The following is a 24,836-nucleotide window of genomic DNA, read 5'->3' as shown; positions in this document are numbered from 1 at the left end:
GAGGAGTCGTCGGCAGAGTCTGATGTGTATTAGTGACAGCCTCTTGGCTTTCGCAGATCAGAAGACCTGAGTGGTCTCCGCCGCTGATGCGGGAGCGGCGCCTGCGCTCTTGACGTCGAGGAGGCGGGCCACCTCGCTGCGCAGGTGCACGAAGGTCTCGGACTCGCGGGTGGTGATCTGGTCGCGCTCGGTGCCGAGCGGGATCTCCAGGTCCTTGACGATCGTGGCCGGGGACTTCGACAGCACGAAGACCCGGTCGGAGAGGTAGATGCTCTCGTCGATGTCGTGGGTGACCAGCAGGACCGTGCTGTCGAACTGCTTGCGGACCCGCAGCAGCAGGTCCTCCAGCTCGAAGCGGGTCTGGGCGTCCACCGACGCGAACGGCTCGTCCATCAGCAGCAGCGCGGGCCGGCAGGCCAGGGCGCGGGCGATGGAGACCCGCTGCTGCATGCCGCCGGAGAGCTGCCACGGGTACTTCTTCGCCGAGGCCGTGAGGCCGACCCACTCCAGGACCTCGTCGGCGCGCTCGCGCCGCTCGGACCGGCTGACGCCGCGGGCCTGCAGCGGGAACTCGACGTTGGCGCGGACCGACTTCCAGGGGAACAGCGAGCGGCTGTAGTCCTGGAACACCACGGCCAGGTCGCTCGGAACGCCGTCGACCGCCTCGCCGTGCAGCCGCACGTCGCCGGAGGTCGGCTTGATCAGGCCGGAGATGCCCCGCAGCATCGTCGACTTGCCGCAGCCGGAGGGGCCGACGATGCACGCCAGCTCACCGGTGCGGACCTCGAAGGTGAGGTCGGCGATGGCCTGGTGCCCGTTCGCCCCGCCGTAGCGGTGACCGAGTCCGGAGACTTCCAGCATCGTGTTCGTTCGGGTCATTTCGGTCAGCCTCCGACAACTTGGTCAGCCGACGCCTGCGAGGGCTGCCAGCTCAGCGCACGGCGTTCCACCACGAGCAGCAGGGTGTTCAGTACGTATCCGAGGACGCCCAGCAGGACGATCCCCGCCCACATCGCCGGGAAGTCGAACTGCCGCTGGTCGAACATGAGCCGGTAGCCGATGCCGTTGGTGGAGCCCACCAGCTCCGACACGACCATCAGCACCAGCGACAACGACAGGCTAACCCGCAGCCCGGCGAAGATCTTGGGCGTCGCCGCGGGCAGCACCACGCCGGTGATCCACTGGGCGCGCGGGATGCGGAACGACCGCGCGGTGTCGATCTTGACCTGGTCCACCGAGCGGACGCCGTCGACGGTGTTGAGCAGGATCGGCCACACGACGCTGAACACGATCACGGTGATCTGCATCGACGAGCCAATGCCCAGCAGCACGATGAACACCGGGACCAGCACCGGCGAGGGGATGGCGCGCATGAACGCCATCAGCGGCCCGACGAAGTCCAGCAGGTTGCGCGAGCGGCCGAGCAGGGTGCCCAGCGCGACGCCGAGGACCGCGGCCAGCACCCACCCGAAGCCGACCCGGCCGAGGCTGGCGAACAGGTCGCCGGTGGCCTCGCTGGTCAGGAAGAGCGATTCCGGAGGTCCGGAGAACCACTTCTGCCCGGCGGTGGCGAGGATCTTGCTCGGCGTCGGGAAGAACGGGTGCTGTGCGATCTGGGTCACCAATTCCCACAGCAGAACCGCGATGATGAGCACGAGCCATTGGCGGAGGAATCCACGCGTTTTCTTCACAACGCACCCCGCAACCCGAAGTTGAATTCCAGTGAATTCACGATGTCAATTCCCGCGAAATCGTGAACGCCGGGAAAAAGGTGGCTCGTCACACTGCCTCCCGATCGACCGCGCTCCACGCCAGGCCGCGCTTGTGGACCGTTTCCAGCGCCTCGTTGATGAGGTAGCCGACGATGCCCGCGACGATCGTCCCGGCCAGCACCAGGTCCATCCGCCCGGCACCGGTCGAGGCGTCCAGCACGAAGCTGCCGAGCCCGCTGCCGCCTCCTGCCAGGAACTCGGTGCTGACCACCAGGATCAGCGCCACCGAGGCCGACATCCGGATGCCGGTGAGCACGAACGGCGCGGCGTTGGGCAGCATCACGGTGAACATCGTGCGAGCCCGGCCGAAGCCGAAGGACCGCGCGGTGTCCACCATCACCGGATCGACCTCGTCCAACGCGTAGATCGTGTTGAACAGGATCGGCCACACCGCCGCGTACACCGCGAGGGCGATCTTGGTCTCCGGGCCGGACCCGACCAGCACGATGGCCAGCGGGATCAGCGCCACGGAGGGGATCGGCCGGAGGAACTCGATGATCGCGCGGGTGGCCACCCGGATGCCGCGCACGCTGCCCAGCAGGAGGCCGGCGGGCACGGCGATGGCGATGGAGATGCCCAGCGCGATGGCCCAGGCCAGCACGCTCGCGATCAGGTCGAGCAGGAAGGAGGGGTCGCCGAGGAGCTCGACGAACCTGGTCAGCACCACCGAGGGCGGTGGGAAGTACTGGGGGTCGACGAGCCCGGACCTGCTGAAGGCTTCCCACAACAGCAGGAAGCCCAGCAGTCCGAGCAGACCCCGGAGTGTTCTGGTCATGTCCCGATCAGCTCTGCGGCGGCTTGATGATCATGCTCGCCACGTCGACGTCCTTTGAGATGTAACCGAATTCCAGCATCAATCGCGGAACGCGCTGCAAGCGGGTGGCATCTGCACGCGCGTTCAACTTCAGCAATGTGATGATGGACGCAGTTTCCTTGTCGATCTTGGCGAATTTCGGCAGCAGCGGCTCGATCTTGGCGCGGTCCTGCGCTTCGGCCACCGAGGCGGTCATCGCGCGCTGGAAGGCGGCGACGGTCTTCGGGTTCTTCTCGGCGAACTCGGAGTTGGAGACGTAGCCGCCCAGCGGCAGGTCCTCCAGCGGGCCCGCCGTGGTGTCGAGGACCGGCACGGCGTCGGCGTCGCGCGCGGCCAGGGTCAGGAAGGGCTCCACGACCATCGCCGCGTCGACCTGCCCGGCCTTGAGCGCGTTGGGCATGTTGATGAAGCCCAGCGGCACCATCTGCACCTTGTCGAAGGGCACGTCGTTGGCCTTCATCGAGGCCTTCACCAGCAGCTCGGAGATGGTTCCGGGTCCGGAGATCGCGATCCGCTTGCCCGCCAGGTCCTGCGCGGTGCGCACCCCGGAGTTCGGCCCGGACATGATCAGGCAGCTGTTGGGCACCGCCGACATGCAGTCGGCGACGATCTTGAGGTTGGCCACGCCCTTGGCCTGCGCGGCGAAGATCGGCACGTAGCTGGAGAAGGTGATGTCGAGGTCGCCGCCGATGGCGCTGTTGAGCGCGGCGCCGCCGTCGGAGGCGGGGACGATCTCGACGTTGAGGCCCTCGCGCTGGAAGTGACCGGCTTCGGCCGCCAGGTACAGCGGGGCGAGCTCAGCGGTGGGCAGCGCGCCGACCCGCAGGTTGGCCTTCTCCACCTGGCCGTTCCCGGACGACTGCTGCTCCGCGCCACCCAGCAGCCCGCACCCGCTGGAACCCATCAGCGCCCCTGCTGTGGCCACGCCGCCGGCGATTTTGAACAGGTCGCGGCGGGCTATCGGGCGGTTCTTCGGACGCATGGCGTTTCCTCCTGGCATGGCGGGTGTGGGCCTGTGCGGGCCCTGGCGGCTGGAGCGACTTGCGTGGACCGAGGCCGTTGCGGCCGGGATGCGGGACTGCGTGCGCGGGCGTGTGGGCCCGCTGCGCACGGCCCGTGTCCTCGGGATCACCGACTGCATCGGTGCGCAGAACTCTAGATACCTGATCAGGGGGCGACAACAAGACGTAATGGGCTCGTTGTGTCCATTACTCGAAGGTGTGTCTCCAGTCACTCATTGGCAAAAGCAAACAACACGGAGAGTGTTGTCCACACCGCGAACGGGTGATCATGCGCCAATAACGTGAAATCCACGGTGAGAAAAACGACAAAAGCCGCAGATGCCTCGTTCGTGACGAAGCACCTGCGGCTGGGCCGGTCCCGCGGTGGGGCCCGGCCCTCAGCCCTGGGGCTGAGGCGAGGGTCAGCCCTGCGCCGGCTGGACGATCATCTTGGAGACGTCGATGTCCTTGTCGAGGAACCCGAAGTCCTTCATCAGGCGCGGGACGCGCTGCAGGCGCGTCGCGTCGGCGCGCGAGTTGAACTTCAGCAGCGAGATGATCGCGGCCGTGTCCTTGTCGATCTTGGCGAACTCGGGCAGCAGCGGCTCGATCTTCGAGCGGTCCTGCGACTCGGCCACCGCGCGGTCCATCGCGCGCTGGAAGGCGGCGACGGTCTTGGGGTTGTCCTGCACGAACTGCGCCGTGGCGCCGTAGCCGGTCAGCGGCAGGTCCTCCAGCGGACCGGTGTTGGTGTCGGCCACCGGGACCGCTCCGCTGGCGCGCGCGGCCTGGGTCAGGAACGGCTCGGTCAGGATCGCCGCGTCCACCCGGCCCTGCTGCAGGGCGGCCGGCATGTTGATGAACGGGATCGCCGTGAACTCGGACTTGGAGAAGTCCACGCCGTAGGCCCGCATGGTGGCCTTGACCAGCAGTTCCGAGATGGTGCGCGGTCCGGAGATGGCGATGGTCTTGCCCGCCAGGTCCTGCGGGGTGCGCACCTTCGAGGAGGGCGAGGTCATGATCGTGGTCGTGTTCGGGGCACCTGCGCCGCAGTCGGCCACGATCTTCAGGTCCGCCACGCCCCGGGCCTGGGCTGCGAAGAAGGGCACGTAGCTGGCGTAGGTGATGTCGTAGTCACCACCGATGGTGCTGGTCAGAGCCGCACTGCCGTCCGAGGTCGTGACGATCTCGACGTTGAGGCCCTCCTGCTGGAAGATGCCGTTGCGCACGGCCAGGTGCAGGGGAGCGAGGTCGGTGACCGGCATGGCGCCGACCTTGATGTTGGGCTTCTCGACCGTGCCGTCACCGCTGCCAGCCGATTCGGAGCCGCCCAGCAGGCCGCATCCGCTCGCGCCCATCAGCGCTCCGGCGGTAGCCGTTCCACCTGCGAGTTTGAGCAGACCTCTCCGCGACATAGCGCGACTGGCCAGGGTCATCGAGTCCTCCTTGCAACAGCACGACATGGGGCGCGCCGGGCGCTGCGTGAGCTTGGCTGGCTCGGCGCGGACAACCCCGAGTAGGGTCCGGCAGTTGCGTCTGTGCACTGTGGACTTGGCCACGACCTTCGTGGGAGGCGCCGGCGCTGGCCGGGCACACGCGCGATGGCCGTGACGGGTGGGGCGCAAAAAGGACTGTAAAGGTTTGAACTATCGGGTTACAACCAGGCGTAACTAACTATGGGTCACACGTTCGGCCCAGCTGTTGCCAAAGGCACTCTGAAGAGTGACGGTGACCCGTATTGGGGGCCTGACTTGTGACGCCGGGTTAAGTATAGTCTCGCCCGTCGAGGTGACCGGCCTCTGCTTCGGGGGAATGCACGTTGTGACCAGGGAGTGTGATGGCAAGCCCGGCTGACAGAGTCGGGGTCTGCGGAAACTCGATCGCCGAGGTGACGTGGACCCGCTCGTGGGAACCCGACGCGACCGCGTCGGTTCGCGGGCACATTCCCAGCACGATGATCTCCACCGCCACGGCACGGAAGGGCAGCTAGCCGTGGCGGTTCCGCACATGTCCGCCGCAGCGCAGGAAACAGGGATGCTCAACAACGACCCCGCGACCGCACCCGGCGCAGCCGATCCGGCTGCCGCCCGGACCAAGAAGTGGTGGCTGCGCAACTGGCGCCTCCGGTACAAGATGGCCGCCGTTCTGCTCGTGCCGACCCTGGCCGCGCTGGGCGTCGGTGGCGTTCGCATCTACGACGGCCTCAACAGCCAGTCGCAGATGCAGACCATCGTGGACCAGGTCGAGTTGGCGCAGCAGACCTCCAACCTCACCCACGAGCTGCAGCGCGAGCGGGACTTCGCGATCGTGCTCACCACCTCCAACGGCGGCAGCGCGGGCACCGACTACGAAGCCCAGGGCCGCCGGGTCGACGCGGCCGTCCAGCAGGTCCTCGCGTTCGACCCGCAGATGGCGGGCTTCACCCCCGAGGTCCGCTTCGCCTTCCAGAGCGCCGAGCACCGCATCGGCAGCCTCGGAGCGCTGCGCGGCACCGTCAACGGCGGCTTCACCAGCCCGCAGACGATGATCGCCTACAACTCGGTGATCGACACCCTGCTGACGATCAACAACCAGGTCGCCAACTCCGCGGCCAACACCGCGACCGCGCAGACCGCCCGCGCGGCCGACTCCCTCGGCCAGGCCAAGGAGCAGCTCGCCCGGCAGCGCTCGATCCTGCTCAGCGCGTCGCTGCGGAACCAGTTCCTGACCGGGCAGCCCGACCAGATGCGCGCCGCTGACGCGCGCTACGAGGCGGCCTTCGGCGAGTTCGAGGCCGCGGCCACCCAGGAGCAGCGCGCCCTGTTCGCCGAGCGGGTCGCCGGTGCGGCGGTCGACCGCAGCGAGCAGCTGGAGCAGAGCTCGCTGATCGCCTACGACAACGATCAGCAGGACCAGAACCTCGGCGTCTCCCCGGCGGACTGGGGACAGCAGTCCGGGCAGCGCACCGACCTCGTCCGCGAGGTCGAGTCCGACGTCCTCGAAGACCTGCACTCCGACGCCACCTCGCTGGCCGACTCCGCGACCTGGACGCTGATCCGCGACACCGCCCTGGTGTTGCTGCTGCTGATCGTGGCCTTCGGCGTGGCGACCTTCATCGCCCGCTCGATGCTGCGGCCGCTGCGGACCCTGCGCTACAGCGCTCTGGAGATCGCGCAGCAGAGCCTGCCGGACGCGATCACGCAGGTCACCGAGAACCCGGGCACGTCGCACCAGACCACGGTGCCGACCGTGCCGGTCTACAGCGACGAGGAGATCGGGCAGGTCGCCCGCACCTTCGACGCGGTGCACCAGCAGGCGCTGCGGCTGGCCGTCGAGCAGGCCATGCTCCGCAACAACGTCAACGACCTGTTCGTCAACCTCGCCCGCCGGTCGCAGACCCTGGTGCAGCGGCAGCTGGCCCTGATCGACCGCCTGGAGCAGGACGAGCAGGACCCGGACCAGCTGTCCAGCCTCTTCGAGCTGGACCACCTGGCCACCCGCATGCGCCGGAACAACGAGAACCTGCTGATCCTCGGCGGCACCGACCTCACCCGGCGCACCATGCGGCCGGTCCCGCTCAACGAGGTGCTCGGCGCCGCCGTCTCCGAGGTGGAGCAGTACGCCCGGGTCGCCGTGGTCGACGCCCCGGAGCTGGCCCTGCAGGGCCGCGTGGTCAACGACTTCGTGCACCTGGTCGCCGAGCTGCTGGAGAACGCCACGGTGTTCTCCAACCCGGACACCGAGGTCACGGTCCGCACCGCCTACCGCCGCCAGCAGCTGGTCATCGAGATCCGCGACCGCGGCGTGGGCATCGACGCCGGCGAGGTCGACGAGATCAACGAGCGGCTCGTGCGGCCGCCGGAGATCGACGTCGCGGTCTCCCGCCGCATGGGTCTGTTCGTGGTCGGTCAGCTGGCCCGCAGGCACAACATCGAGGTCGAGCTCGGCAACAACGAGGGCCTGGAAGGCGGTGTCACGGCCACCGTCCGCCTCAGCGGCGAACTGGTCGTGCAGCTCACCCCGGACGGCCCGGTGCCGATGCCCGACATGCCGCGCACCATCCAGCCCGAGGAGCGCGGCGGTCAGCTCGGCGAGACCGGCACCCAGCTGGGCCTGGCCGCGGCCTTCGGCGGTCGTGCCGCCGCGGGCAACAACGGTCAGCACCCGGGCCTGGACGCGCCGAACGGCCGCGCCGAACTGCCGAGCCTGAGCAGTTCCGAGCCGCCGACCTCGTTCACCTCGATGAACCAGGCGGCGGTGGACGCCGACAACGCCTCGTCGTTCAACGGTCACGGATTCGCCGACGAACCGGACGAATACGACTCGGAACTGCCCGCGCAGTACTCCGTCACGATGTCGTCCGGCGATTCGTTCGGCGCAACGAGCGTCCCCCAATGGGAGGATGACGGCCGGGCGCCCCACGACGACGGTGTCGGGGCGGAAGCCTGGCCGGATATCGACCCGGGCTTCGACGGGCAGTGCGGTGCACCGTCGGAGACCTCGTCGACCGACCTGTTCCACAGCCCGTTCGAGGCGGAGAAGACCAAGAACTTCGCCCCGTCCCAGCCGTTCGGCGCCGAAGAGCACCGCAACGGCTTCAGCGGTGGCGGCCTGAACGGGAGCGAGCGCGACAGCGGCTCCCTGAACGGCAGCGGCCTCAACGGCAGTGGAATCGGCGCGGCATTCGGCGGCGGTCAAGAGGGCGCCCCAGGAAACGAAAGCCGGCCCGAGCCGGCGTCGGAGCCCTGGGAGTCCGAAGACGCATCCCTGCGGAGCACTCCCGGCCTGGAGCACCCGGGCTTCGACGGCGGATCGCCGGCACGCGCCGACGACGAGCCGAGGGAGTCCTGGGACATGGACGATGCGCCTACCCAACGCCTGCCGATATACGAAGCCGTGCTCTCGCAGTGGTTCCGGGAGTCCGATGTCGAGGACTCGACCCCGGCCGCTGCCGACCCCAAGCCCGCCGAACCGGAAACCGCGGCGCCCTCGACCCCGTCGAGCTCCGAGCCGGAACCGGTCGTCGACGAAGTTCCGCGCACCACCACGCCCGACCCGGGCTGGGGGCAAGCGGATGTCGGTTGGAAAGCCGCCGAGGCCCTGCTGCAGACCCACGAGGTCCAGGAGACGACCGCGGCCGGACTTCCCAAGCGGGTCCCGAAGACCAACCTCGTGCCCGGCTCGGCAGCACCCCGATCCCCGCAAACGCCTCGCCGCAAGCCCGCCGCCCCGCGCTCGGCTGATGCCGTTCGCGGACGCATGGCGAACTTCCAGCAGGGCGTCCATCGGGGCAGGCATGCCAAGGCCGAACCGGTTTCCACCGAACTTCCCCGCTCGAATCCGAGCCGTCCCGAGGAGCAGGAGTGAACGGGTCCGTGCAGCAACCGATGAGCAGCAACAGCTTCAGTTGGCTGATCACCGACTTCGTGCGTCGGGTACCCGGCGTGGCGCACTCGGTGGTCGTGTCCGCGGATGGTCTGCTGCTGGCCGGTTCCCAGGGCTTGCCGCGTGACCGCGCCGAGCAGCTTTCCGCCGTCGCGTCAGGTCTGGTCAGCCTCACCCAAGGCGCAGCGCGCTGCTTCGAAGCAGGCGAGGTGACCCAGACCGTCGTCGAGATGGAGCAGGGCTACCTGTTCCTGATGTCGATCAGCGACGGCTCGTGCCTGGCCGTGCTCGCCGCGCCCAACGCCGACATCGGCCTGGTCGCCTACGAGATGACCCTGCTCGTCGAGCGGGTCGGTCGTCAGCTCACGCCTGAGCTGCGCGCGCAGCTGCAGGGCATGGGACGCCGGTGATTCCGGCTGGGAGAGCTGAGGGGAGCTGACCATGAACGCCGGTTCCGAGCCCAGCTGGGACGGTGACCTGTTCCGCCTCTACAACAAGCGGCTGAGCGCGGAGTCCTGGCAGGACGACTTCGTCGACGACACCCCGTCCGGACAGGGCGGTGATGCCATCGGCGGGTACGACCGCGCGCTCTTCGGGGGACCGGGCGCCGACCTGTTCGGATCGGGCGGGTACGGCGACACCTCTTCGGGCGGGCAGAACAACGCCCAGCACGACGGGTGGGGCAAGCAGGACCCCCGCGCCGCTGCGGACAACTGGGGCTCCCAGGACCGCGGCACCCCGGCTCCGCGTCCGCGCCCGGACAGCGGCCCGCCGTCGGTGTCGATGCCGTCCATCTCGCAGTCGATGTCACCGATTTCCCAGTCCATGCCGTCGATTTCCGGCTCGATGCCGGCGATCCCGGCGATGGACGACATGGAAGCCGAGGACAGCGGGGGTTCACTCGTTCGGCCGTATGCCCGCACTCGGGGGCGTACCCGCACCGATTATGATCTTGCTATCGAGACGTTGGTAAGCACCAGCGAACGAGGTCGCAACCAGGCGACCCAATCCCGGCCCGAGCACCGCTCGATCTCCGAGCTGTGCCAGGAGGCCCGTTCGGTCGCCGAGGTCGCCGCTCACATGCGGCTGCCGCTCGGCGTGGTGCGGGTGCTGATCGGCGACATGGCCGACACCGGGCTGGTTCTGATTCATGACAGTGGCATGGTCGTCGGTGATCGGCCGTCCATGGAGTTCTTGGAGAGGGTGCTCAGTGGGCTTCGCAGGCTCTGATCCCCGGTCGCAGCAGCCGAGCAACCAGAAGACTTCGACGAAGATCGTGGTTGCCGGTGGTTTCGGCGTCGGGAAGACGACGTTCGTCGGTTCGGTCTCCGAGATCGTGCCGTTGACCACCGAAGCGGTGATGACCGAGGCCAGCGTCGGCGTCGACGACCTCACCGCCACGCCGGGCAAGGTCACCACGACCGTCGCGATGGACTTCGGCCGCGTCTCGCTCGACTCGGACCTGATCCTCTACCTGTTCGGCACGCCCGGCCAGCACCGGTTCTGGTTCATGTGGGACGACCTCGTGCGCGGCGCGATCGGCGCCGTCGTGCTCGTCGACACCCGGCGGCTGGCGGACGCGTTCGCCTCGATCGACTTCTTCGACGACCGGGGACTGCCCTACATCGTCGCGGTCAACACCTTCGACGGCCTCACGCACCACCGCATGGAGGACGTCCGCGAGGCGCTGACCATCAACGAGGCGGTTCCGATGATCACCGTCGACGCCCGCGACCGGGAGTCGACGAAGAAGGCGCTCATCACGCTGGTCCAACACGCCATGCGCCAGCGCCTCGCGACTTCCCACTGATCGTTCGAGCACTCGCCCTGCTCGGCGGTGCGGGTGGCGGAACCTCAGCGGTCCTCTCGGTCCGGGCGCCACTCCTGATGTACGCCAATGCGCGGCGTCGCGGCGTCCTCCCCGGAGAACCGCTGAGAACCCGCGGCGGTGCCGGTTGCGAGGGTGAGGCAAAGAGAAGGCGGCTGCGCCGCTTGGGTTTCCCCGCGCCTTGTGGGTCAGTCTTCGACGAGGGCCACTGATGTGATGCGGTGCAGGGGGAAGTTGCCGAGTTCGTCGTCGGCCGCGTCGACTCCCTGGAGGACTCCTCCTCCGACGCTGACCGGGCGCACGACGTGCTGGCTCCGGACGCCGTGGGTGTCCACGAAACCCAGCCACACGCTGCGCTTCTCGGTCGCCGCGTCGCGCAGCAGCGCCAGGGTCGCCTCCGCGCTGGGGCGTCCGCGCTCGGGCACCACCGCGCGGCCCCGGCGGGCCGAACCGGCGATGTCGTTGGCGCGCAGCTGCGTCACCATCGATCCCAGCTGCTCGGCGCTGGGCACCGGCGGACCGTAGGACGTGCGCTGCCGGGTCTTGCCGCGCGTGCGGCGCCCGCCCGCGCGCAGATCCAGCACGTTGCCGTCGGGACCCTCGGCGACCGGCGCGAAACCGGCCGCGCGCAGCCCCTCCACCAGGTCCGCCAGCGGCAGCGGGCTGATCAGCACGGTCGGCGCGATGCGCCGCAGCTCCAGCTCCTCGCTCGCCGGAGTCGCCAGCACCTCGGCCAGCACCACCGGATCGTCGCAGCGCAGGAAGGCCGCCGCGGTTCCGGCCCGGAGCTTGCCGTGGCGGCGCGCCACGTCGTCGATCAGGTACGTCAGCGCCTGCGGGATGGGCGTTCTCGACCGGTCCCGGAACAGCGCGTGCAGGTCGTCGGCGGTGTAGCCGGCGTCCAGCGCCCGCCGCACGCTGCCCTCGCCGACCCGGTACACGGTGGCGCTGCCCGCGGACTCGACGTCGGCGACGAGCTTCATCTCCGCCGCCAGATCCGGCTCCAGCCGTCCTGGCGCGACGACCGTCAGGTCCGCCTGCACCAGCACGTGGTCCAGCGGATCGGGCAGCACCTCGCGGAGCCGGTGGCCGGCCTCGGCCGGGCCGTCGAACAGCAGCGCGCGACCGGCGGTGGTCATCGCGTCCAGCGCGACGACGCCCAGCGCGGTCGCCTCGGACAGCGTCCAGCGCACCAGGTCGTCGCGCAGCCGACCGGCGTGCCGGGGCGCGCGCCAGGCCAGCACTCCTGCCACGTCGTCCGGGCGGGCGCCGCAGCCGCCGGGGAGCTCGTCGAGGTAGTCGAGGATGCGGCGGCGGTCCTTCGGCGCGAGCGGACGGCTCAGCTCGTCCGACAGCGGCCCGATCAGCCGGTCCTTCTCGTCGCGCGCACCCGTCAGTCCCGGCAGCCGGGGCAGGTCCAGCCAGGCGGCGGCCAGCACGGCCCAGCGGTGCTCGACGGGGGAGGCCAGCCAGGTGTCGGAGGAGATCGTCGGCAGCCAGCGCGGTTCGGCGTCCTCGGTGCGGTCCAGCAGACCGGCCGCGACGGCCACCTCCACCAGCAGCGACATGTGCTGCTCGTCGACCTCCAGGGTCTTGGCGGTGCGGCGGACGTCGCGGATGCCGACGCCGCCCGAGCGCAGCACGTCCGGCGGATCGGACTCCCACGCGAGAAGCAGTTCCTCGACGTGCCGCAGCAGTTCCAGCGCCGCGCCACCGGCGGTGCTGTCCACCCGCTCGCGGTCGGCCTGGGTGAGCTCCGGGGCGGGTTCCTCGGGTTCGATCCGGCCCATCGGCTGATCCCCGCGCACCGCGAGCGCCAGCTGCCGGGGCAGCTCCACGGTCTCGGTGTCGCGGCGCAGCAGCAGACCCCTGGCCAGCAAGCGCTGGACCGGGTTCGTCGCGCGTTCGAGCGGCACGTGCGCGGACGCGTCCTTGGTGCGGCCGATGGGGGAGCCGTCGGCGAGCTTGGCGACCAGCCGCCGCTCCTCCTCGTCCAGCTCCGCCAAGGCGGCCTTGGCGGTGACCTCGGTCAGGTCGTCGGCCGGTCGCCCCAAACCGCCGGGAAACGTCGGCAGCACCTCGCGGGCCGTGCCCGCGATCTCCAGCGAGTCGTCGTCACCCCACACCAGCGCCAGGTCGCGCAGCGCGTTCACGGTCCGGCGGACCCGCTGCGCGGTGACCTCGCTGCCCAGCAGGTCGGCCACCGCGTCGAGCCCGACGGGCTGCTTGTCGGCGTCCAGCAGGACCAGCGCCTCCATCACGCTCAGCGCGAAGGAGTCCAGCTCCTCGCAGGCGCGGGCGACCGATGATCGCTGCGCGACCCGGGATCCGAGCACGGACAGGTCGGCGGGCGGCGGAGTCGCCAGATCCGGGCGCGCGCGCAGCAGAGCGACGAGCTGCTCGTCGGCGCGGTCGCGGAGCCAATTCCCAACTGGAGGCATCACGCCCACGATACCCAGTGACCGCCCCCAGCTCCCCCTACTCACCCCGCACCCACCCACCCAACATCCGCCCCCACCCGAGCCGACCGGATTTCAGTGGAACTCCCGGTGACGGATTTCGGTGGAACTTCGGTGACCGGTTTCAGTGGAAATCCGGTCTCCGACTTCAGTGGAAATCCGGGTGACCTGGGTCCTGAGGTGGCGGGCAGCGCGCTGCGCAGGGGAGGAGATGTGCAAGCTGCGACACCCTTGGGTGAGTTCGATCGCCCCGATCCGGCAAACTGGAGTTGCCCGTAGCCGGAATGCACAGGAGGACGACGTGGCCGGCAAGACCAAGAAGGACCGTATCGACCCGACCTGGCCGCAGGCCGGTGCCGGAGAGCACCCGGTCAGCGAGCTGGTGGCCGACAAGCAGGGCGCCCTGTCGCCGTTCGGGGACACCACGTTCCCGCTCGACGACGACGCCGTCCCGTACGAGCACCCGGTCACGGTCATCAACAAGTGAGACCCCTGTCGCCGGACCGGCCAGGTGCCGGTTCGGCGTCGAAACCGGTCCCCGGCGAACGCGGCGTGTCAATACTGACTCGCGAGTAACCCACCGGATCTAGCTCACAGTCGGGAAAGTTTTAGGCTTTTTCGTGCTGGGTGAAGTTCCGGTCGCTTAGCGGGTCAGAATGGCTTGCGTGCCGGGTAGGCGATCTGCTTCGGCGGCCAGACCGCCGGAGGACGGCACCCACGTCCATAGCCGTTCGCTCGACAGGGGTGTGCCAATGCCGGTTCCAGGTCCTGGTTACTCGATCACCGTTCGCGTCGAGGCTCCGCCGTCGACGACCGCCGCGGGCGATCTGACCAGCGCAATCGGACGCGCTGGTGGTGTGATCACGGCGTTCGACGTCGTCGAGTCGCACGCCGACCGCATCGTCGTCGACATCACCTGCAACGCGCTGTCGGCCGACCACGCCGGCGAGGTCACCGAGACCCTCGAAGCGCTGCCCGGTGTGCGCGTCCGCAAGGTCTCCGACCGGACCTTCCTGGTCCACCTCGGCGGCAAGATCGAGGTCAACTCCCGCGTCGCGCTCGCCAACCGCGATGACCTCTCCCGCGCCTACACCCCGGGTGTCGCCCGGGTGTGCACCGCGATCGCCGAGAACCCCGACGACGCCCGCCGCCTCACCGTCAAGCGCAACGCCGTCGCCGTGGTCACCGACGGCTCCGCCGTGCTCGGCCTGGGCAACATCGGCCCGGAGGCCGCGCTGCCGGTCATGGAGGGCAAGGCGGCGCTGTTCAAGAAGTTCGCGGGCGTCAACGCCTGGCCGGTCTGCCTGGACACCCAGGACACCGAGGAGATCATCCGCGCCGTCGAGCTGATCGCCCCCGTCTACGGCGGCATCAACCTCGAGGACATCGCCGCTCCGCGCTGCTTCGAGATCGAGGCGCGGCTGCGCGAGAAGCTCAACATCCCCGTCTTCCACGACGACCAGCACGGCACCGCCATCGTCGTGCTCGGCGCGCTGCGCAACGCCCTGCGCGTGGTGAACAAGGACATCGCCGACTGCCGCATCGTGGTCTGCGGTGTGGGCGCGGCCGGTTCGGCGATCATCCGGCTGCTGCAGAACAAGAAGCCCGCCGACATCATCGCCGTCGACATCAACGGCATCGTGCACAGCGGGCGCGGCGACACCGACGAGAACCTGCGCAACATCGCCTCCAGCACCAACACCGACTGCCGCACCGGCACGCTGTCCGACGCGGTGCGCGAGGCCGACGTGTTCATCGGCGTCTCGGCGCCCAACCTGCTCTCCGCCGACGACGTGGCGAGCATGAACTCCGACGCGATCGTGTTCGCGCTGGCCAACCCGGACCCGGAGATCGACCCGCTGGAGGCCCAGCAGCACGCCACCATCGTGGCCACCGGGCGCAGCGACTACCCGAACCAGATCAACAACGTGCTGGCCTTCCCGGGCGTCTTCCGCGGGCTCCTCGACGCGCACGCGCACGAGATCACCGACGACATGATGCTCGCGGCGTCCAACGCCATCGCCGACGTCGTCGACGGCGAGCGCCTCAACGCCTCGTTCATCGTCCCCAGCGTCTTCGACAACGCGGTCGCCCCGGCCGTCGCGGACGCGGTCAAGAAGGCGGCCCTGGCGGCCAAACCCGCCGAGACCGCCTCCCGAGGCGGCTCGTCCATGCCCTGGAGCATGGCCGAAGACCTCGACTTCTAGGACCGATCGACGCCGTTCGCGGGGGACGTGATCACGACGGTGATCGCGTCCCCCGTTGCGCCTTCCCTCCACTCGGCCGGGGACGGCGGTCCTCTAGGCTTTCGGCATGGCGCAGGATGAACTCACCCACGTCGACGAGGCCGGTGCCGCGCGCATGGTCGACGTGTCCGAGAAGGACGCCACCGCCCGCAAGGCGGTGGCCAGCGGAGTCGTGCGCACGACGGCCGAGGTGATCGCGCTGCTGCGCCGCGACGGCCTGCCCAAGGGCGACGCCATCGCGACCGCCCGGCTCGCCGGGATCATGGGCGCCAAGCGCACCCCGGACCTCATCCCGCTGTGCCACCCCATCGCCATCTCCGGCGCCAAGGTCGAGCTCGAACTCGGCGACACCGAAGTCCGGATCACCGCCGCGGTCAAGACCACCGACCGCACCGGTGTCGAGATGGAGGCGCTGACCGCGGTCGCCGTCGCCGGGCTCGCGCTGCACGACATGATCAAGGCCGTCGATCCTGGCGCCGTGCTCGACGCCGTGCGCGTCGAGCGCAAGGAAGGCGGCAAGACCGGTCTCTGGGAGCGTTCCGAAGCGGACTAATCCGCCGCTCGCCGTCGTTGCACCAGAGCCGGGCCATTCACGGGAGGTCTCCATGACGAGGACCGCGAGAGTCGTCGCCGCGTCCAACCGCGCCGCCGCCGGGATCTACGAGGACCGCACCGGTCCCGTGATCGCGCAGTGGCTGCGCGACCGCGGCTACGAGACCCCCGAACCGTTCGTCGTTCCCGACGGCGACCCGGTGGGCGATCAGCTGCGCACCGCCGTCAACGCCGGCGTGGACGTCGTGATCACCACCGGTGGCACCGGCATCAACCCCACCGACCGCACCCCCGAGGTCACCGGGCAGGTCCTCGACCACCAGATCCCGGGCCTCGCGGACGCCATCCGGGCCGCCGGACTGCCCGAGGTCCCCACCGCCGTCCTCTCCCGAGGGCTGGCCGGGGTCAGCGGTCGCACGCTGATCGTGAACCTCCCGGGCTCCACCGGCGGGGTCAAGGACGGCCTCGGTGTCCTGGAGGGCGTCCTGGACCACGCGGTTGATCAGCTCCACGGCGGCGACCACCCCGGGTCGGGGACCGCACCGGCGCACACGCCCGCCGAGGTGCTGCGGGCCGACGTCGTCGACGAGCACATCGACGTCGAGTCGCTGGCCCGGTCGGTGGAGCACAACGCGGCCGGGGCCGTGGTGACCTTCAGCGGCGTCGTGCGAGACCACGACGGCGGCCGGGGAGTGCTGGAGCTGGAGTACACCGGGCACCCCATCGCCCAGGACGTGATCCAGGAGGTCGCCACCGACATCGCCGGGCGGTTCGAAGGCGTTCGCGCCATCGCCGTCTCGCACCGCGTCGGCATGCTCAAGATCGGTGACGTCGCGCTCGGCTGCGCGGTCGCCGCGGAGCACCGCAAGCAGGCCTTCAACGCCTGCTCCGAACTCGTCGACGAGGTCAAGCGCCGGCTGCCCATCTGGAAGCGCCAGGTCTTCGACGACAACACAGAAGAATGGGTCAACTGCCCGTAGTTCTGGACTGATCTGTGGTTCGTCGGCTGGGTGGTGCTGGTGGCGGAACCTGACACGCCTTCTGGCTCCGGGATCCGAGACTTGTGTATGACCAATACACGGCGCTACGGCTGTCCTCCCCAGAGAGCCGCTCAGACCCGCGGCGGTGCGGGCTGCTGGGGTGGGGCACTGAGAAAGCACCTTCGGTGCTTGCCTGACTAACTTGCCTTCAAAACGCAAGAAACCCTCTTCGCCGCGTAGGGGGCATTGCGGCGAAGAGGGTTTCTCTGGCGGAGCACGTGCCGTGTCGGGGGAGACGGCGCGTGCTTCCTTGCCGGTCGGCGTTGGGGGATGCCTGACCGTGCAGGTCTTACTTCACGTCGAGCTGCTGACCCGGGAAGATGAGGTTCGGGTCGCTGATCACGCTCGAGTTCTTGGCGGCGATGTCCTGGTAGTTCACGCCGAACTGCTGGGCGATCTTGCCCAGGGTGTCGCCCGCCTTGACGGTGTAGTCCGCGCCGTCCGCCTTGACCGTGGACTTGGTCTTGGTGGTGGTCGTGGTCTTCTTCTTGGGCGTGGTCTCGGTCTTGGTGCTCGACTTGGTCGAGCCGCTGGTCCAGTTCAGCTTCGCGCTGCAGCCCGGCCACGCGTTCTTGCCCTGGGAGGCGAGAACCTTCTCCGCGACGGCGATCTGCTGCTCGCGCGTGGCGTTGTGGGCGCTGCTGGCGTACTGGGTGCCGCCGTAAGCGGCCCAAGTCGACGGGGTGAACTGGAGGCCGCCGTAGAAGCCGTTGCCGGTGCTGGCGCTCCAGTTGCCGCTGCTCTCGCACTTGGCCAGAGCGTCCCAGTCCGCGGCGTTGGCGGGTGCGGCGATCGCGATCGGGGTGGCGACCACAGCGCCGGCGACGGCGATCCGGGCGAAATTGCGCTTGGTACTCGAAGGCTTGCGGTGCTTGCCCTTGTAACTGGACATGTCCCTCTCTCCTACCGCGCCTCGGGTCGAACCCTGGTCTGGCTCCTTCGGGTGGAGCCGGGTCCACGCCCGCCGGTCTCGGGGGAGCCGGCGGCGTCTCGGGGCTTTCGGGGGGCCCTGAGACGTCCCTCGTTCCTGTCCGGTTCTGTTTCGTTTTCGGGGTGAGAGCCCGCTGGACAGGTTCGGCGCCACGGGCTCTCGAGTTCCTTGCTGATCGGTTCGGGGCCGACCGAGGAGCGACACTACGTAACCAATCCGAAGATCGGAAATCTTGGACCACGTGACGCTGGTCACAGTAACACCGGCGAAACGGGTGGCGATCCCGATCATTTTCGCTGATCAGAGCGTCGTTATCGGACCGTTTCCGGGCTGATATCGATCACCGTAAGTGAGGCTTGGGTCACCACGGTGCTCCCACTGGGGAACCCCTGTCACGCGGTTACCAACCGTCGAGCGGGCGTGGTTCACGCCGGGGCGTGGGTGTGCGGACGGCCGAGCGCGAACGCGATGTGTGTTCACGAAACCACGGAGCGTGGGTAGACCAGTCGCTAGATCGGGTGGCTCTCAGGCGGTCGAGCGGCGGGCTCGGAAGGCGTCTTGAGAACCAAGATCGAATGAGGGAAAAATCAACCCAGAAGTCACCTGAACGAGGCTGTACGACACGCCAGGGAATGTTGTATTCGCGCACCCGCACGCACGCGCGCAGAGGACACAGTGCACTGCCCTCAGCGGGCGGTTCAGCCGCCCGCGAACGGCGGCAGGACGTCGAGGGTGGCGTCGCCGGGGATGGGCGTACCGCGGTCCCGCACGGCCACGCCGTCGAGGAGGAAGCTGCACGCGGGCAGCACCGTGGCCAGCTTCTCGTCGTGCTGGTTCAGCGCCGCCGCGATGGCGTCGGAGACCGTCGGAGCCGCGCCGTCCTGGCGGGTCAGCCGCACCGTCTCCTCGCGAACGCCGGCCGCGGCGCGAGCGCCTGCGAAATACCGGACCTGCACCGACACCGAACTCCTCGCCGGACCGGCGCTCTGCTCCGACACCGCGGTCATCTCCGCTAACCCCCGATTGCGCTCATCGGCCTTGATGGTTGGGCGAACTCGCCGGAGTCCATCCCGTGACCGGCGGCCTTGGCCCACATCTCGCCCTGCCACAGCCGGATCAGCTCGGCGTCGGTGGCGCCTTCGCGCATGGGGCCGCGCAGGTCCGTCTCCGTCGTCGAGAACAGGCACGAGCGTAGCTGTCCGTCCGCGGTCAACCGCGTGCGGTCGCACGCCGCGCAGAACGGCCGCGTCACCGAGGCGATCACGCCCACCGTGGCCGGGCCGCCGTCGACCAACCAGCGCTCGGCCGGTGCCGAGCCCCGCTCGGCGACGTCCGGGGTGAGGGTGAACTCCTGGCCCAGCATCTCCAGGATCTCGTCCGCGGTGATCATCGCGGAGCGCTCCCAGCCGTGCTGGGCGTCCAGCGGCATCTGCTCGATGAACCGCAGCTGGTAACCGCGCTCGATGCAGTACCGCAGCAGTTCGGGGGCCTCGTGGTCGTTGATCCCGCGCATCAGTACGGCGTTGACCTTGACCGGCTCCAGCTTCATCGTCTTGGCCGCGGCGAGACCGTCGAGCACGTCCTGCATGCGGTCGCGCCTGGTCAGCTCCTTGAACACCGCTCCGTCCAAGGTGTCCAGCGAGACGTTGACCCGGTTGAGCCCGGCCTTCACCAGCTTCTCGGCGAAGCCGCCGAGGTTGATGCCGTTGGTGGTCAGCGAGGTCGTGGGTCGGCTGGGCAGCGACGACGTGGCCGCGATGACGTCGACCAGGTCCTGCCGCAGCAGCGGTTCGCCGCCGGTGAAGCGGACCGTGGTGACGCCGAGCTCTTCGACCGCGATGCGGATCAGCCGGTTCATCTCGTCGGTGTCGAGCATTTCGTCGCGCTTGAGCCAGGGCAGCCCTTCGGCGGGCATGCAGTAGGTGCAGCGCAGGTTGCACTTGTCGATTAGGGAGACGCGCAGATCCGTCGCCACCCGGCCGAAGCGATCCACCAGGTACGGCGTGTCCGGCCGTTCGGAGGAGTCGACCGTGCGGCGCACGAACGGAACTCCCAAGTCCACCGCGTTCACAACTCGACCCTATCTCTTCGGACCGACGCTTTTCGATCGCGAGCGGGAATTCAGCGGGTGCGAGATCCCTGGTCAACAGCGGTGCGGTGGCTTCGACGATCCTGGTTCGCGGTTCACAACACCTTGGTTTCACCGCACCTGCGGACGTATTGTTCTGCTCGTGCCGCACTATCGGATCGCAGAGTCCGCCTCGCTTCTCGGCGTCAGCGACGACACCGTTCGCCGCTGGGTCGACGGCGGGCAGTTACCCGCGGAGCGCGACGCAGCCGGACGGCTGGTCGTCGACGGAGCCGCGCTCGCCGAGTTCACCCGCGACCAGGCCAGGTCCGCACCGGACCCGTCGGCCGTCGGGCGCTCGGCGCGCAACCGCTGGGTCGGGCTGGTGACCGAGATCGTCTCGGACAAGGTGATGTCGCAGGTGGAGATCCAGTGCGGACCTCACCGCGTGGTGTCGCTGATGAGCACCGAGGCGGTGCGCGAGCTCGGGCTGGTGCCCGGGTCGCTGGCGGTGGCCGTGGTCAAGTCGACCAACGTCGTGGTGGAGACACCGGGAGAGGGCTGAATGTCGAAGCTCAAGATGATCGCGGGCGGGATGCTCGCGCTGACCCTGCTGGCAGGCTGCGGCCAGGCCGAATCCGGCCAGCAGTCCCCGGCGCAGCAGCGCACGGTGACGGTGCTGGCGGCGGCCTCGCTGACCGAGTCCTTCGACGAGCTGGGCAAGCGGTTCACCGCCGAGCACCCCGACGTCGCGGTCCAGTTCGACTACCAGGGCTCGTCGACGCTGGCCGAGCAGATCAAGCAGGGCCGCCCGGCCGACGTGTTCGCCTCCGCCGACGACAAGAACATGTTCAAGGTCGCCGACCTGGTCTCGCCGCCGCAGAGCTTCGCCACGAACCGGCTGACCATCGTGGTCCCGCCCGGCAACCCCGCGCAGGTGACCTCGCTGGCCGACCTCGCCGACAAGAAGCTGGTCGTCTGCGCACCGCAGGTGCCCTGCGGTGCCGCCACCCAGAAGGTCGCCGAGGCGGCGAACGTCGGGTTGCGGCCGGTCAGCGAGGAGAACGACGTCAAGCAGGTGCTGCAGAAGGTCGTCGCGGGCGAGGCCGACGCGGGCCTGGTCTACGCCACCGACGCCAAGGCGGCGGGCGACCGGGTGCAGTCGATCGACTTCCCCGAGGCTCCGCGAGCGGTCAACAACTACCCGATCGCCACGATCTTGGACTCGCAGCAGGCGCAGCTGGCGAACGAGTTCGTGGCGTACGTGCGCGGGCCCGCGGGTCGCGAGGTGCTCGGCGCGCACGGTTTCGACGTTCCATGATCAGGCGTCATCCACCGCAGGTCCCCGCCGTGCTGTGGGTGCCCGCGGTGCTCGCGCTGGCGCTGGTGGTGCTGCCGGTCGCCGGTCTGCTCACCCGCGTCGAACCGGCCCGGCTGCCGGGGTTGCTGCTGAGCCCGGCCGCGCTGGACGCGCTGCGGTTGTCGGTGATCACCGGGTTGATCGCGACCGCCCTGGCGGCGCTGCTGGGAGTGCCGCTGGCCGTGGTGCTGGCGCGCTCCACGCTGCCCGGGATGCGCGTGGTGCGAGCTCTGGTGCTGCTGCCGCTGGTGCTGCCACCGGTGGTCGGCGGGCTGGCGCTGCTGTACCTGCTGGGCCGGACCGGGCCGCTCGGCGGAGTGCTCGCGGTCGCCGGAATCCGGTTGCCCTACACCACGGCCGCGGTCGTGCTGTCCCAAACCTTCGTCGCGATGCCGTTTCTGGTGGTCGGTCTCGAAGGCGCGCTGCGCACGGCCGGCGGGCGCTACGAGCAGGTCGCCGCGACGCTGGGAGCCGGGCCGTGGCTGGCCTTTCGGCGCGTGACGCTGCCGCTGCTGCTCCCGGCGCTGGGGTCGAGCCTGGTGCTGACCTTCGCCCGCGCGCTCGGCGAGTTCGGCGCGACGATCACCTTCGCGGGCAGCCTGCAGGGCAGCACCCGGACCCTGCCGCTGGCCATCTACACCACCGCTCAGTCCGATGTGGACGCTGCGGTGGCGATGTCGTTGTTGCTGGTCGTGGTGGCCCTGCTGGTGATCGTGATCGCCAGGCCGAGGGCAGTGGAGGGACGGTTGTGAGCGGCCTGCGGGTGGACGTCGAGCTGCACCGCGCGGAGTTCTCGCTGCGCGCGGAGTTCGCGGTGGCGCCCGGCGAGGTGCTGGCGGTGCTCGGCCCGAACGGAGCCGGGAAGTCGACGCTGCTGTCGGTGCTGGCCGGGCAGCTGGCGCCCGATCGCGGCGCGGTCGAACTGGACGGGACGGCCTGGCTGGACACCGCACGCCGCATCAACGTCCCCACGCACCGGCGCGGTGTCGGCCTGCTCGCCCAGCAGGCCCTGCTGTTCCCCAACCTCACCGCTCGCGACAACGTCGCCTTCGGCCCGCGCGCCGCGGGCACGAGCAAGGCGCGGGCGCGCGAGGTGGCCGCGCGCTGGCTGGCCGAGACCGATGTGGCCGACCTGGGCGGACGCCGTCCCGCGCGGCTCTCCGGAGGCCAGGCGCAGCGGGTCGCGCTGGCTCGCGCCCTGGCCGGCGAACCCCGGTTGCTGATGCTCGACGAGCCGCTGGCGGCCCTCGACGTCGACGCGGCCCCGGCCATGCGCGGACTGCTGCACCAGGTGCTGCGCCGTCAGGAGATGCCGACGGTGCTGGTCACCCACGACGTGCTCGACGCCGTCGTGCTGGCCGACCGGCTGCTGGTGCTGCAGGACGGACGCGTCGTCGAGCAGGGGCCGACCAGCGAGGTGCTGTCGCGTCCGCGCGAAGCGTTCACCGCGCGCCTCGCCGGTCTCAACCTGCTGACCGGCACGGCGATCGACGGGGGAGTGCTGATCGGCGAGGAGATCATCAGCGGCCGGGTGGTCGAGGAGCTCCAGGCGCGGGAACCGGCGGGGGCGGTGTTCGCGCCGTCGGCCGTGGCGGTGCACCGGGAGCGCCCGCACGGGAGCCCGCGCAACGCGCTGCCGGTGCGCGTCGCGGCCCTGGAACCGCGCGGCGACGTGGTCCGGGTGCGCGCCACGGGCCCGTCGGAGGTCGGCATGGCCGCCGACGTCACCCCGGCAGCGGTCGCGGAGCTCGGCATTTCCGCAGGTGAGGACGTTTGGTTCGTGATCAAGGCGACTGAGGTGGCCATCCACCCCGTATCCGGAGGATCATCGGGGGCGTGACTGAGCCATCCACCTGGACGTACCTGATGGACATGGACGGCGTGCTGGTCCACGAGGAGCACATGGTGCCCGGCGCGGACGAGTTCGTTGCCGCTCTTCGGGAGAACGGCATCCCGTTCATGGTCTTCACCAACAACTCGATCTACACACCACGGGACCTGCGGGCCCGGCTACTGCGCAGCGGGCTGGACATCCCGGAGGAGGCGATCTGGACGTCCGCGCTGGCCACGGCGCAGTTCCTGGAGCAGCAGCGGCCCGGCGGCTCGGCCTTCGTGGTCGGCGAATCCGGGCTGACCACCGCGCTGCACAACATCGGCTACGTGCTCACCGACCGGGATCCCGACTACGTGATCCTGGGTGAGACCCGCACCTACAGCTTCGAGGCCATCACCAAGGCCATCCGGCTGGTCGAGAACGGTGCCCGGTTCATCGCCACCAACCCGGACGAGAAGGGCCCGAGCCGCGAGGGCACGCTGCCCGCCACCGGAGCCGTGGCCGCCCTGATCGAGCGGGTCACCGGCCGCGCCCCGTACTACGTGGGCAAGCCGAATCCGCTGATGATGCGCTCCGCGCTGCGCCACCTGGGCGTGCACTCGGAGAACACGCTGATGATCGGCGACCGGATGGACACCGACGTCCGCTCCGGCCTGGAGTCGGGCCTGCAGACGATCCTCGTCCTCTCCGGCATCTCCGACGAGGACACCGCGGAGCTCTTCCCGTACCGCCCCACCAAGGTCGTCCGCTCGATCGCGGACCTCCGGGACCACGTCAACGACCCCTTCAAGGCCTGACCAGGCGTTCCCCGAGGCACGCGCCTCGGGGGCGCTCGTCCGGGGTTGGCCCGATTCGGTGGTGCAGGTGAAGATGGTGACCTGCACCACCGAATGCGGGAGGTCGTCGTGGACACCGAGCCGACACCGCTCAGCTACGACTCCGGTACGTCCACCGTGCCGTTGCTGGGCGACACGATCGGAACGAACCTGGACCGCACGGCGGCGCGCTTCCCGGAGCGGGACGCGCTCGTGGAGGTCGCCACGGGTAGTCGCTGGACCTACCGGGAGTTCGTCGCCGACGTCGACGCGATGGCGACCGGCCTGCTCGACGCCGGAATCGCCCAGGGGGACCGGGTGGGCGTGTGGGCGCCCAACCGCTCCGAGTGGACCCTGACCCAGTACGCGACCGCCAAGATCGGCGCGATCCTGGTCAACATCAACCCCGCCTACCGGTCGCACGAGCTGGAGTACGTGCTCAACCAGGCCGGGGTCCGGATGCTGATCTCCGCGAAGTCGTTCAAGAGCTCGGACTACGTAGCCATGGTCGAGGAGGTCCGGCACAAGTGCGCGGGCCTGGAGCAGATCGTGTTCCTGGAGTCGCCGGAGTGGGAGAACCTCGTCGGCGCTGCCGCTGACCAGCGCAGGCTCGGCGAGATCCGGCTGTCGGCGGATGATGCGATCAACATTCAGTACACGTCGGGGACGACGGGTTTTCCGAAGGGTGCGACGTTGTCGCATCACAACATCCTGAACAACGGTTTTTTCGTGGGGGAGTTGTGCGGGTATTC

23 protein-coding genes and 1 pseudogene are annotated in these 24,836 nt (G+C 69.4%); 15 read left to right on the top strand and 9 right to left on the bottom strand.

The annotated features are described in order from the left end of the window. Window positions 1–57: 57 nt before the first annotated feature. The 5 genes from KBO27_RS32985 to KBO27_RS32965 form a co-directional block, all read right to left on the bottom strand. The gene (locus KBO27_RS32985) at window positions 58–879 is read right to left on the bottom strand and encodes an ABC transporter ATP-binding protein (RefSeq protein WP_132676678.1); all 822 of its coding nucleotides are present in this window, start codon (window positions 877–879) and stop codon (window positions 58–60) included. A gap of 5 nt (window positions 880–884) precedes the next feature. Continuing rightward, window positions 885–1,691, bottom strand: coding sequence for an ABC transporter permease (locus KBO27_RS32980; RefSeq protein ID WP_210973766.1), 807 nt, complete (start codon window positions 1,689–1,691; stop codon window positions 885–887). 88 nt (window positions 1,692–1,779) lie between these two features. Continuing rightward, the gene (locus KBO27_RS32975; protein ID WP_132676682.1) at window positions 1,780–2,547 is read right to left on the bottom strand and encodes an ABC transporter permease; all 768 of its coding nucleotides are present in this window, start codon (window positions 2,545–2,547) and stop codon (window positions 1,780–1,782) included. 7 nt (window positions 2,548–2,554) lie between these two features. After that, the gene (locus KBO27_RS32970; protein ID WP_246538808.1) at window positions 2,555–3,568 is read right to left on the bottom strand and encodes an ABC transporter substrate-binding protein; all 1,014 of its coding nucleotides are present in this window, start codon (window positions 3,566–3,568) and stop codon (window positions 2,555–2,557) included. Window positions 3,569–4,009: 441 nt separating this feature from the next. Further along, entirely contained in the window at window positions 4,010–5,023 is a 1,014-nt protein-coding gene (locus tag KBO27_RS32965; protein WP_210973765.1) for an ABC transporter substrate-binding protein, read from the bottom strand. Between the two features lie 571 nt (window positions 5,024–5,594). Here KBO27_RS32965 and KBO27_RS32960 point away from each other — a divergent pair. The 4 genes from KBO27_RS32960 to KBO27_RS32945 are packed head-to-tail and all read left to right on the top strand — an operon-like array spanning window position 5,595 to window position 10,761. Next, a complete protein-coding gene (locus KBO27_RS32960) occupies window positions 5,595–8,933 on the top strand; it encodes a sensor histidine kinase (protein WP_246538806.1) in 3,339 nt (1,112 codons plus the stop codon). 20 nt (window positions 8,934–8,953) lie between these two features. After that, entirely contained in the window at window positions 8,954–9,361 is a 408-nt protein-coding gene (locus KBO27_RS32955) for a roadblock/LC7 domain-containing protein (RefSeq protein ID WP_175548002.1), read from the top strand. A 31-nt stretch (window positions 9,362–9,392) separates the two neighbouring features. After that, on the top strand, window positions 9,393–10,181 hold the full coding sequence (locus tag KBO27_RS32950; protein ID WP_132676686.1) for a DUF742 domain-containing protein: 789 nt from the start codon (window positions 9,393–9,395) through the stop codon (window positions 10,179–10,181). Beyond that, window positions 10,162–10,761 (top strand): GTP-binding protein, encoded by a 600-nt coding sequence (locus tag KBO27_RS32945; protein ID WP_210973764.1) that lies wholly within the window; start codon window positions 10,162–10,164, stop codon window positions 10,759–10,761. The genes KBO27_RS32950 and KBO27_RS32945 overlap by 20 nt, the downstream gene beginning before the upstream one ends. 206 nt (window positions 10,762–10,967) lie before the next feature. On the opposite strand, the gene KBO27_RS32940 is transcribed toward KBO27_RS32945, so the two are convergent. Next, a complete protein-coding gene (locus KBO27_RS32940; RefSeq protein WP_210973763.1) occupies window positions 10,968–13,220 on the bottom strand; it encodes a helicase-associated domain-containing protein in 2,253 nt (750 codons plus the stop codon). A 319-nt stretch (window positions 13,221–13,539) separates the two neighbouring features. On the opposite strand from KBO27_RS32940, the gene KBO27_RS32935 reads away from it, so the two are divergent. The 4 genes from KBO27_RS32935 to KBO27_RS32920 all read left to right on the top strand — a co-directional run bounded on the left by KBO27_RS32935 (window position 13,540) and on the right by KBO27_RS32920 (window position 17,016). Further along, on the top strand, window positions 13,540–13,725 hold the full coding sequence (locus tag KBO27_RS32935) for a hypothetical protein (protein ID WP_132679774.1): 186 nt from the start codon (window positions 13,540–13,542) through the stop codon (window positions 13,723–13,725). A gap of 265 nt (window positions 13,726–13,990) precedes the next feature. Beyond that, window positions 13,991–15,445: an NAD-dependent malic enzyme gene (locus KBO27_RS32930; RefSeq protein ID WP_210973762.1), complete on the top strand. Its 1,455-nt coding sequence runs from the start codon at window positions 13,991–13,993 to the stop codon at window positions 15,443–15,445. A 106-nt stretch (window positions 15,446–15,551) separates the two neighbouring features. Next, entirely contained in the window at window positions 15,552–16,037 is a 486-nt protein-coding gene (moaC, locus tag KBO27_RS32925) for a cyclic pyranopterin monophosphate synthase MoaC (protein ID WP_210973761.1), read from the top strand. A 52-nt stretch (window positions 16,038–16,089) separates the two neighbouring features. After that, window positions 16,090–17,016, top strand: coding sequence for a molybdenum cofactor biosynthesis protein MoaE (locus KBO27_RS32920; protein WP_210973760.1), 927 nt, complete (start codon window positions 16,090–16,092; stop codon window positions 17,014–17,016). A gap of 349 nt (window positions 17,017–17,365) precedes the next feature. Here KBO27_RS32920 and KBO27_RS32915 read toward each other — a convergent pair whose 3' ends face one another. The 3 genes from KBO27_RS32915 to moaA form a co-directional block, all read right to left on the bottom strand. Next, complete coding sequence (locus tag KBO27_RS32915; RefSeq protein WP_132683343.1) at window positions 17,366–17,968, bottom strand: LysM peptidoglycan-binding domain-containing protein; 603 nt, start codon at window positions 17,966–17,968, stop codon at window positions 17,366–17,368. Window positions 17,969–18,705: 737 nt separating this feature from the next. Then, complete coding sequence (locus KBO27_RS32910) at window positions 18,706–19,014, bottom strand: MoaD/ThiS family protein (protein WP_210973759.1); 309 nt, start codon at window positions 19,012–19,014, stop codon at window positions 18,706–18,708. Window positions 19,015–19,019: 5 nt separating this feature from the next. Beyond that, entirely contained in the window at window positions 19,020–20,078 is a 1,059-nt protein-coding gene (gene moaA / locus KBO27_RS32905; protein WP_210973758.1) for a GTP 3',8-cyclase MoaA, read from the bottom strand. A 160-nt stretch (window positions 20,079–20,238) separates the two neighbouring features. Here moaA and KBO27_RS32900 point away from each other — a divergent pair, with 160 nt between their 5' ends. The 7 genes and pseudogenes from KBO27_RS32900 to KBO27_RS32875 all read left to right on the top strand — a co-directional run. Then, window positions 20,239–20,640, top strand: a complete 402-nt coding sequence (locus KBO27_RS32900; RefSeq protein ID WP_132679780.1) for a TOBE domain-containing protein — start codon at window positions 20,239–20,241, stop codon at window positions 20,638–20,640. Further along, window positions 20,641–21,396: a molybdate ABC transporter substrate-binding protein gene (gene modA / locus KBO27_RS32895; protein WP_246538803.1), complete on the top strand. Its 756-nt coding sequence runs from the start codon at window positions 20,641–20,643 to the stop codon at window positions 21,394–21,396. Further along, a complete protein-coding gene (locus tag KBO27_RS32890; RefSeq protein WP_210973757.1) occupies window positions 21,393–22,187 on the top strand; it encodes an ABC transporter permease in 795 nt (264 codons plus the stop codon). Before modA ends, KBO27_RS32890 begins: the two co-directional genes overlap by 4 nt. 62 nt (window positions 22,188–22,249) lie before the next feature. After that, window positions 22,250–22,666 (top strand): annotated as a pseudogene (locus KBO27_RS34935) (ATP-binding cassette domain-containing protein); the annotation flags it as partial. Beyond that, a complete protein-coding gene (locus KBO27_RS34930) occupies window positions 22,658–23,275 on the top strand; it encodes a TOBE domain-containing protein (RefSeq protein ID WP_443706196.1) in 618 nt (205 codons plus the stop codon). The pseudogene KBO27_RS34935 and the gene KBO27_RS34930, both read left to right, overlap by 9 nt. A gap of 26 nt (window positions 23,276–23,301) precedes the next feature. Next, window positions 23,302–24,066, top strand: coding sequence for an HAD-IIA family hydrolase (locus KBO27_RS32880; protein WP_210973767.1), 765 nt, complete (start codon window positions 23,302–23,304; stop codon window positions 24,064–24,066). A 108-nt stretch (window positions 24,067–24,174) separates the two neighbouring features. After that, window positions 24,175–24,836: AMP-binding protein (locus KBO27_RS32875; protein ID WP_307870752.1), on the top strand; the 662-nt coding region annotated here is incomplete at its 3' end.

Source organism: Saccharopolyspora endophytica (genome assembly GCF_018070075.1).
Classification (GTDB): Bacteria; Actinomycetota; Actinomycetes; order Mycobacteriales; family Pseudonocardiaceae; genus Saccharopolyspora; species Saccharopolyspora endophytica.
The sequence above is the reverse complement of the archived record's forward strand: the minus strand, read 5'-3'. Positions and strand labels throughout refer to the sequence as shown.

Excerpts from the sequence above, each read along its gene's own strand:
- KBO27_RS32985 (WP_132676678.1), bottom strand. The coding sequence starts at position 879 with ATGACCCGAACGAACACGATGCTGGAAGTCTCCGGACTCGGTCACCGC.
- KBO27_RS32975 (WP_132676682.1), bottom strand. The coding sequence starts at position 2,547 with ATGACCAGAACACTCCGGGGTCTGCTCGGACTGCTGGGCTTCCTGCTG.
- KBO27_RS32970 (WP_246538808.1), bottom strand. The coding sequence starts at position 3,568 with ATGCGTCCGAAGAACCGCCCGATAGCCCGCCGCGACCTGTTCAAAATC.
- KBO27_RS32965 (WP_210973765.1), bottom strand. The coding sequence starts at position 5,023 with ATGACCCTGGCCAGTCGCGCTATGTCGCGGAGAGGTCTGCTCAAACTC.
- KBO27_RS32960 (WP_246538806.1), top strand. The coding sequence starts at position 5,595 with ATGTCCGCCGCAGCGCAGGAAACAGGGATGCTCAACAACGACCCCGCG.
- KBO27_RS32955 (WP_175548002.1), top strand. The coding sequence starts at position 8,954 with ATGAGCAGCAACAGCTTCAGTTGGCTGATCACCGACTTCGTGCGTCGG.
- KBO27_RS32950 (WP_132676686.1), top strand. The coding sequence starts at position 9,393 with ATGAACGCCGGTTCCGAGCCCAGCTGGGACGGTGACCTGTTCCGCCTC.
- KBO27_RS32940 (WP_210973763.1), bottom strand. The coding sequence starts at position 13,220 with ATGCCTCCAGTTGGGAATTGGCTCCGCGACCGCGCCGACGAGCAGCTC.
- KBO27_RS32930 (WP_210973762.1), top strand. The coding sequence starts at position 13,991 with ATGCCGGTTCCAGGTCCTGGTTACTCGATCACCGTTCGCGTCGAGGCT.
- moaC (WP_210973761.1), top strand. The coding sequence starts at position 15,552 with ATGGCGCAGGATGAACTCACCCACGTCGACGAGGCCGGTGCCGCGCGC.
- KBO27_RS32920 (WP_210973760.1), top strand. The coding sequence starts at position 16,090 with ATGACGAGGACCGCGAGAGTCGTCGCCGCGTCCAACCGCGCCGCCGCC.
- KBO27_RS32915 (WP_132683343.1), bottom strand. The coding sequence starts at position 17,968 with ATGTCCAGTTACAAGGGCAAGCACCGCAAGCCTTCGAGTACCAAGCGC.
- KBO27_RS32910 (WP_210973759.1), bottom strand. The coding sequence starts at position 19,014 with ATGACCGCGGTGTCGGAGCAGAGCGCCGGTCCGGCGAGGAGTTCGGTG.
- modA (WP_246538803.1), top strand. The coding sequence starts at position 20,641 with ATGTCGAAGCTCAAGATGATCGCGGGCGGGATGCTCGCGCTGACCCTG.
- KBO27_RS32890 (WP_210973757.1), top strand. The coding sequence starts at position 21,393 with ATGATCAGGCGTCATCCACCGCAGGTCCCCGCCGTGCTGTGGGTGCCC.
- KBO27_RS34930 (WP_443706196.1), top strand. The coding sequence starts at position 22,658 with ATGCTCGACGAGCCGCTGGCGGCCCTCGACGTCGACGCGGCCCCGGCC.
- KBO27_RS32880 (WP_210973767.1), top strand. The coding sequence starts at position 23,302 with ATGGACATGGACGGCGTGCTGGTCCACGAGGAGCACATGGTGCCCGGC.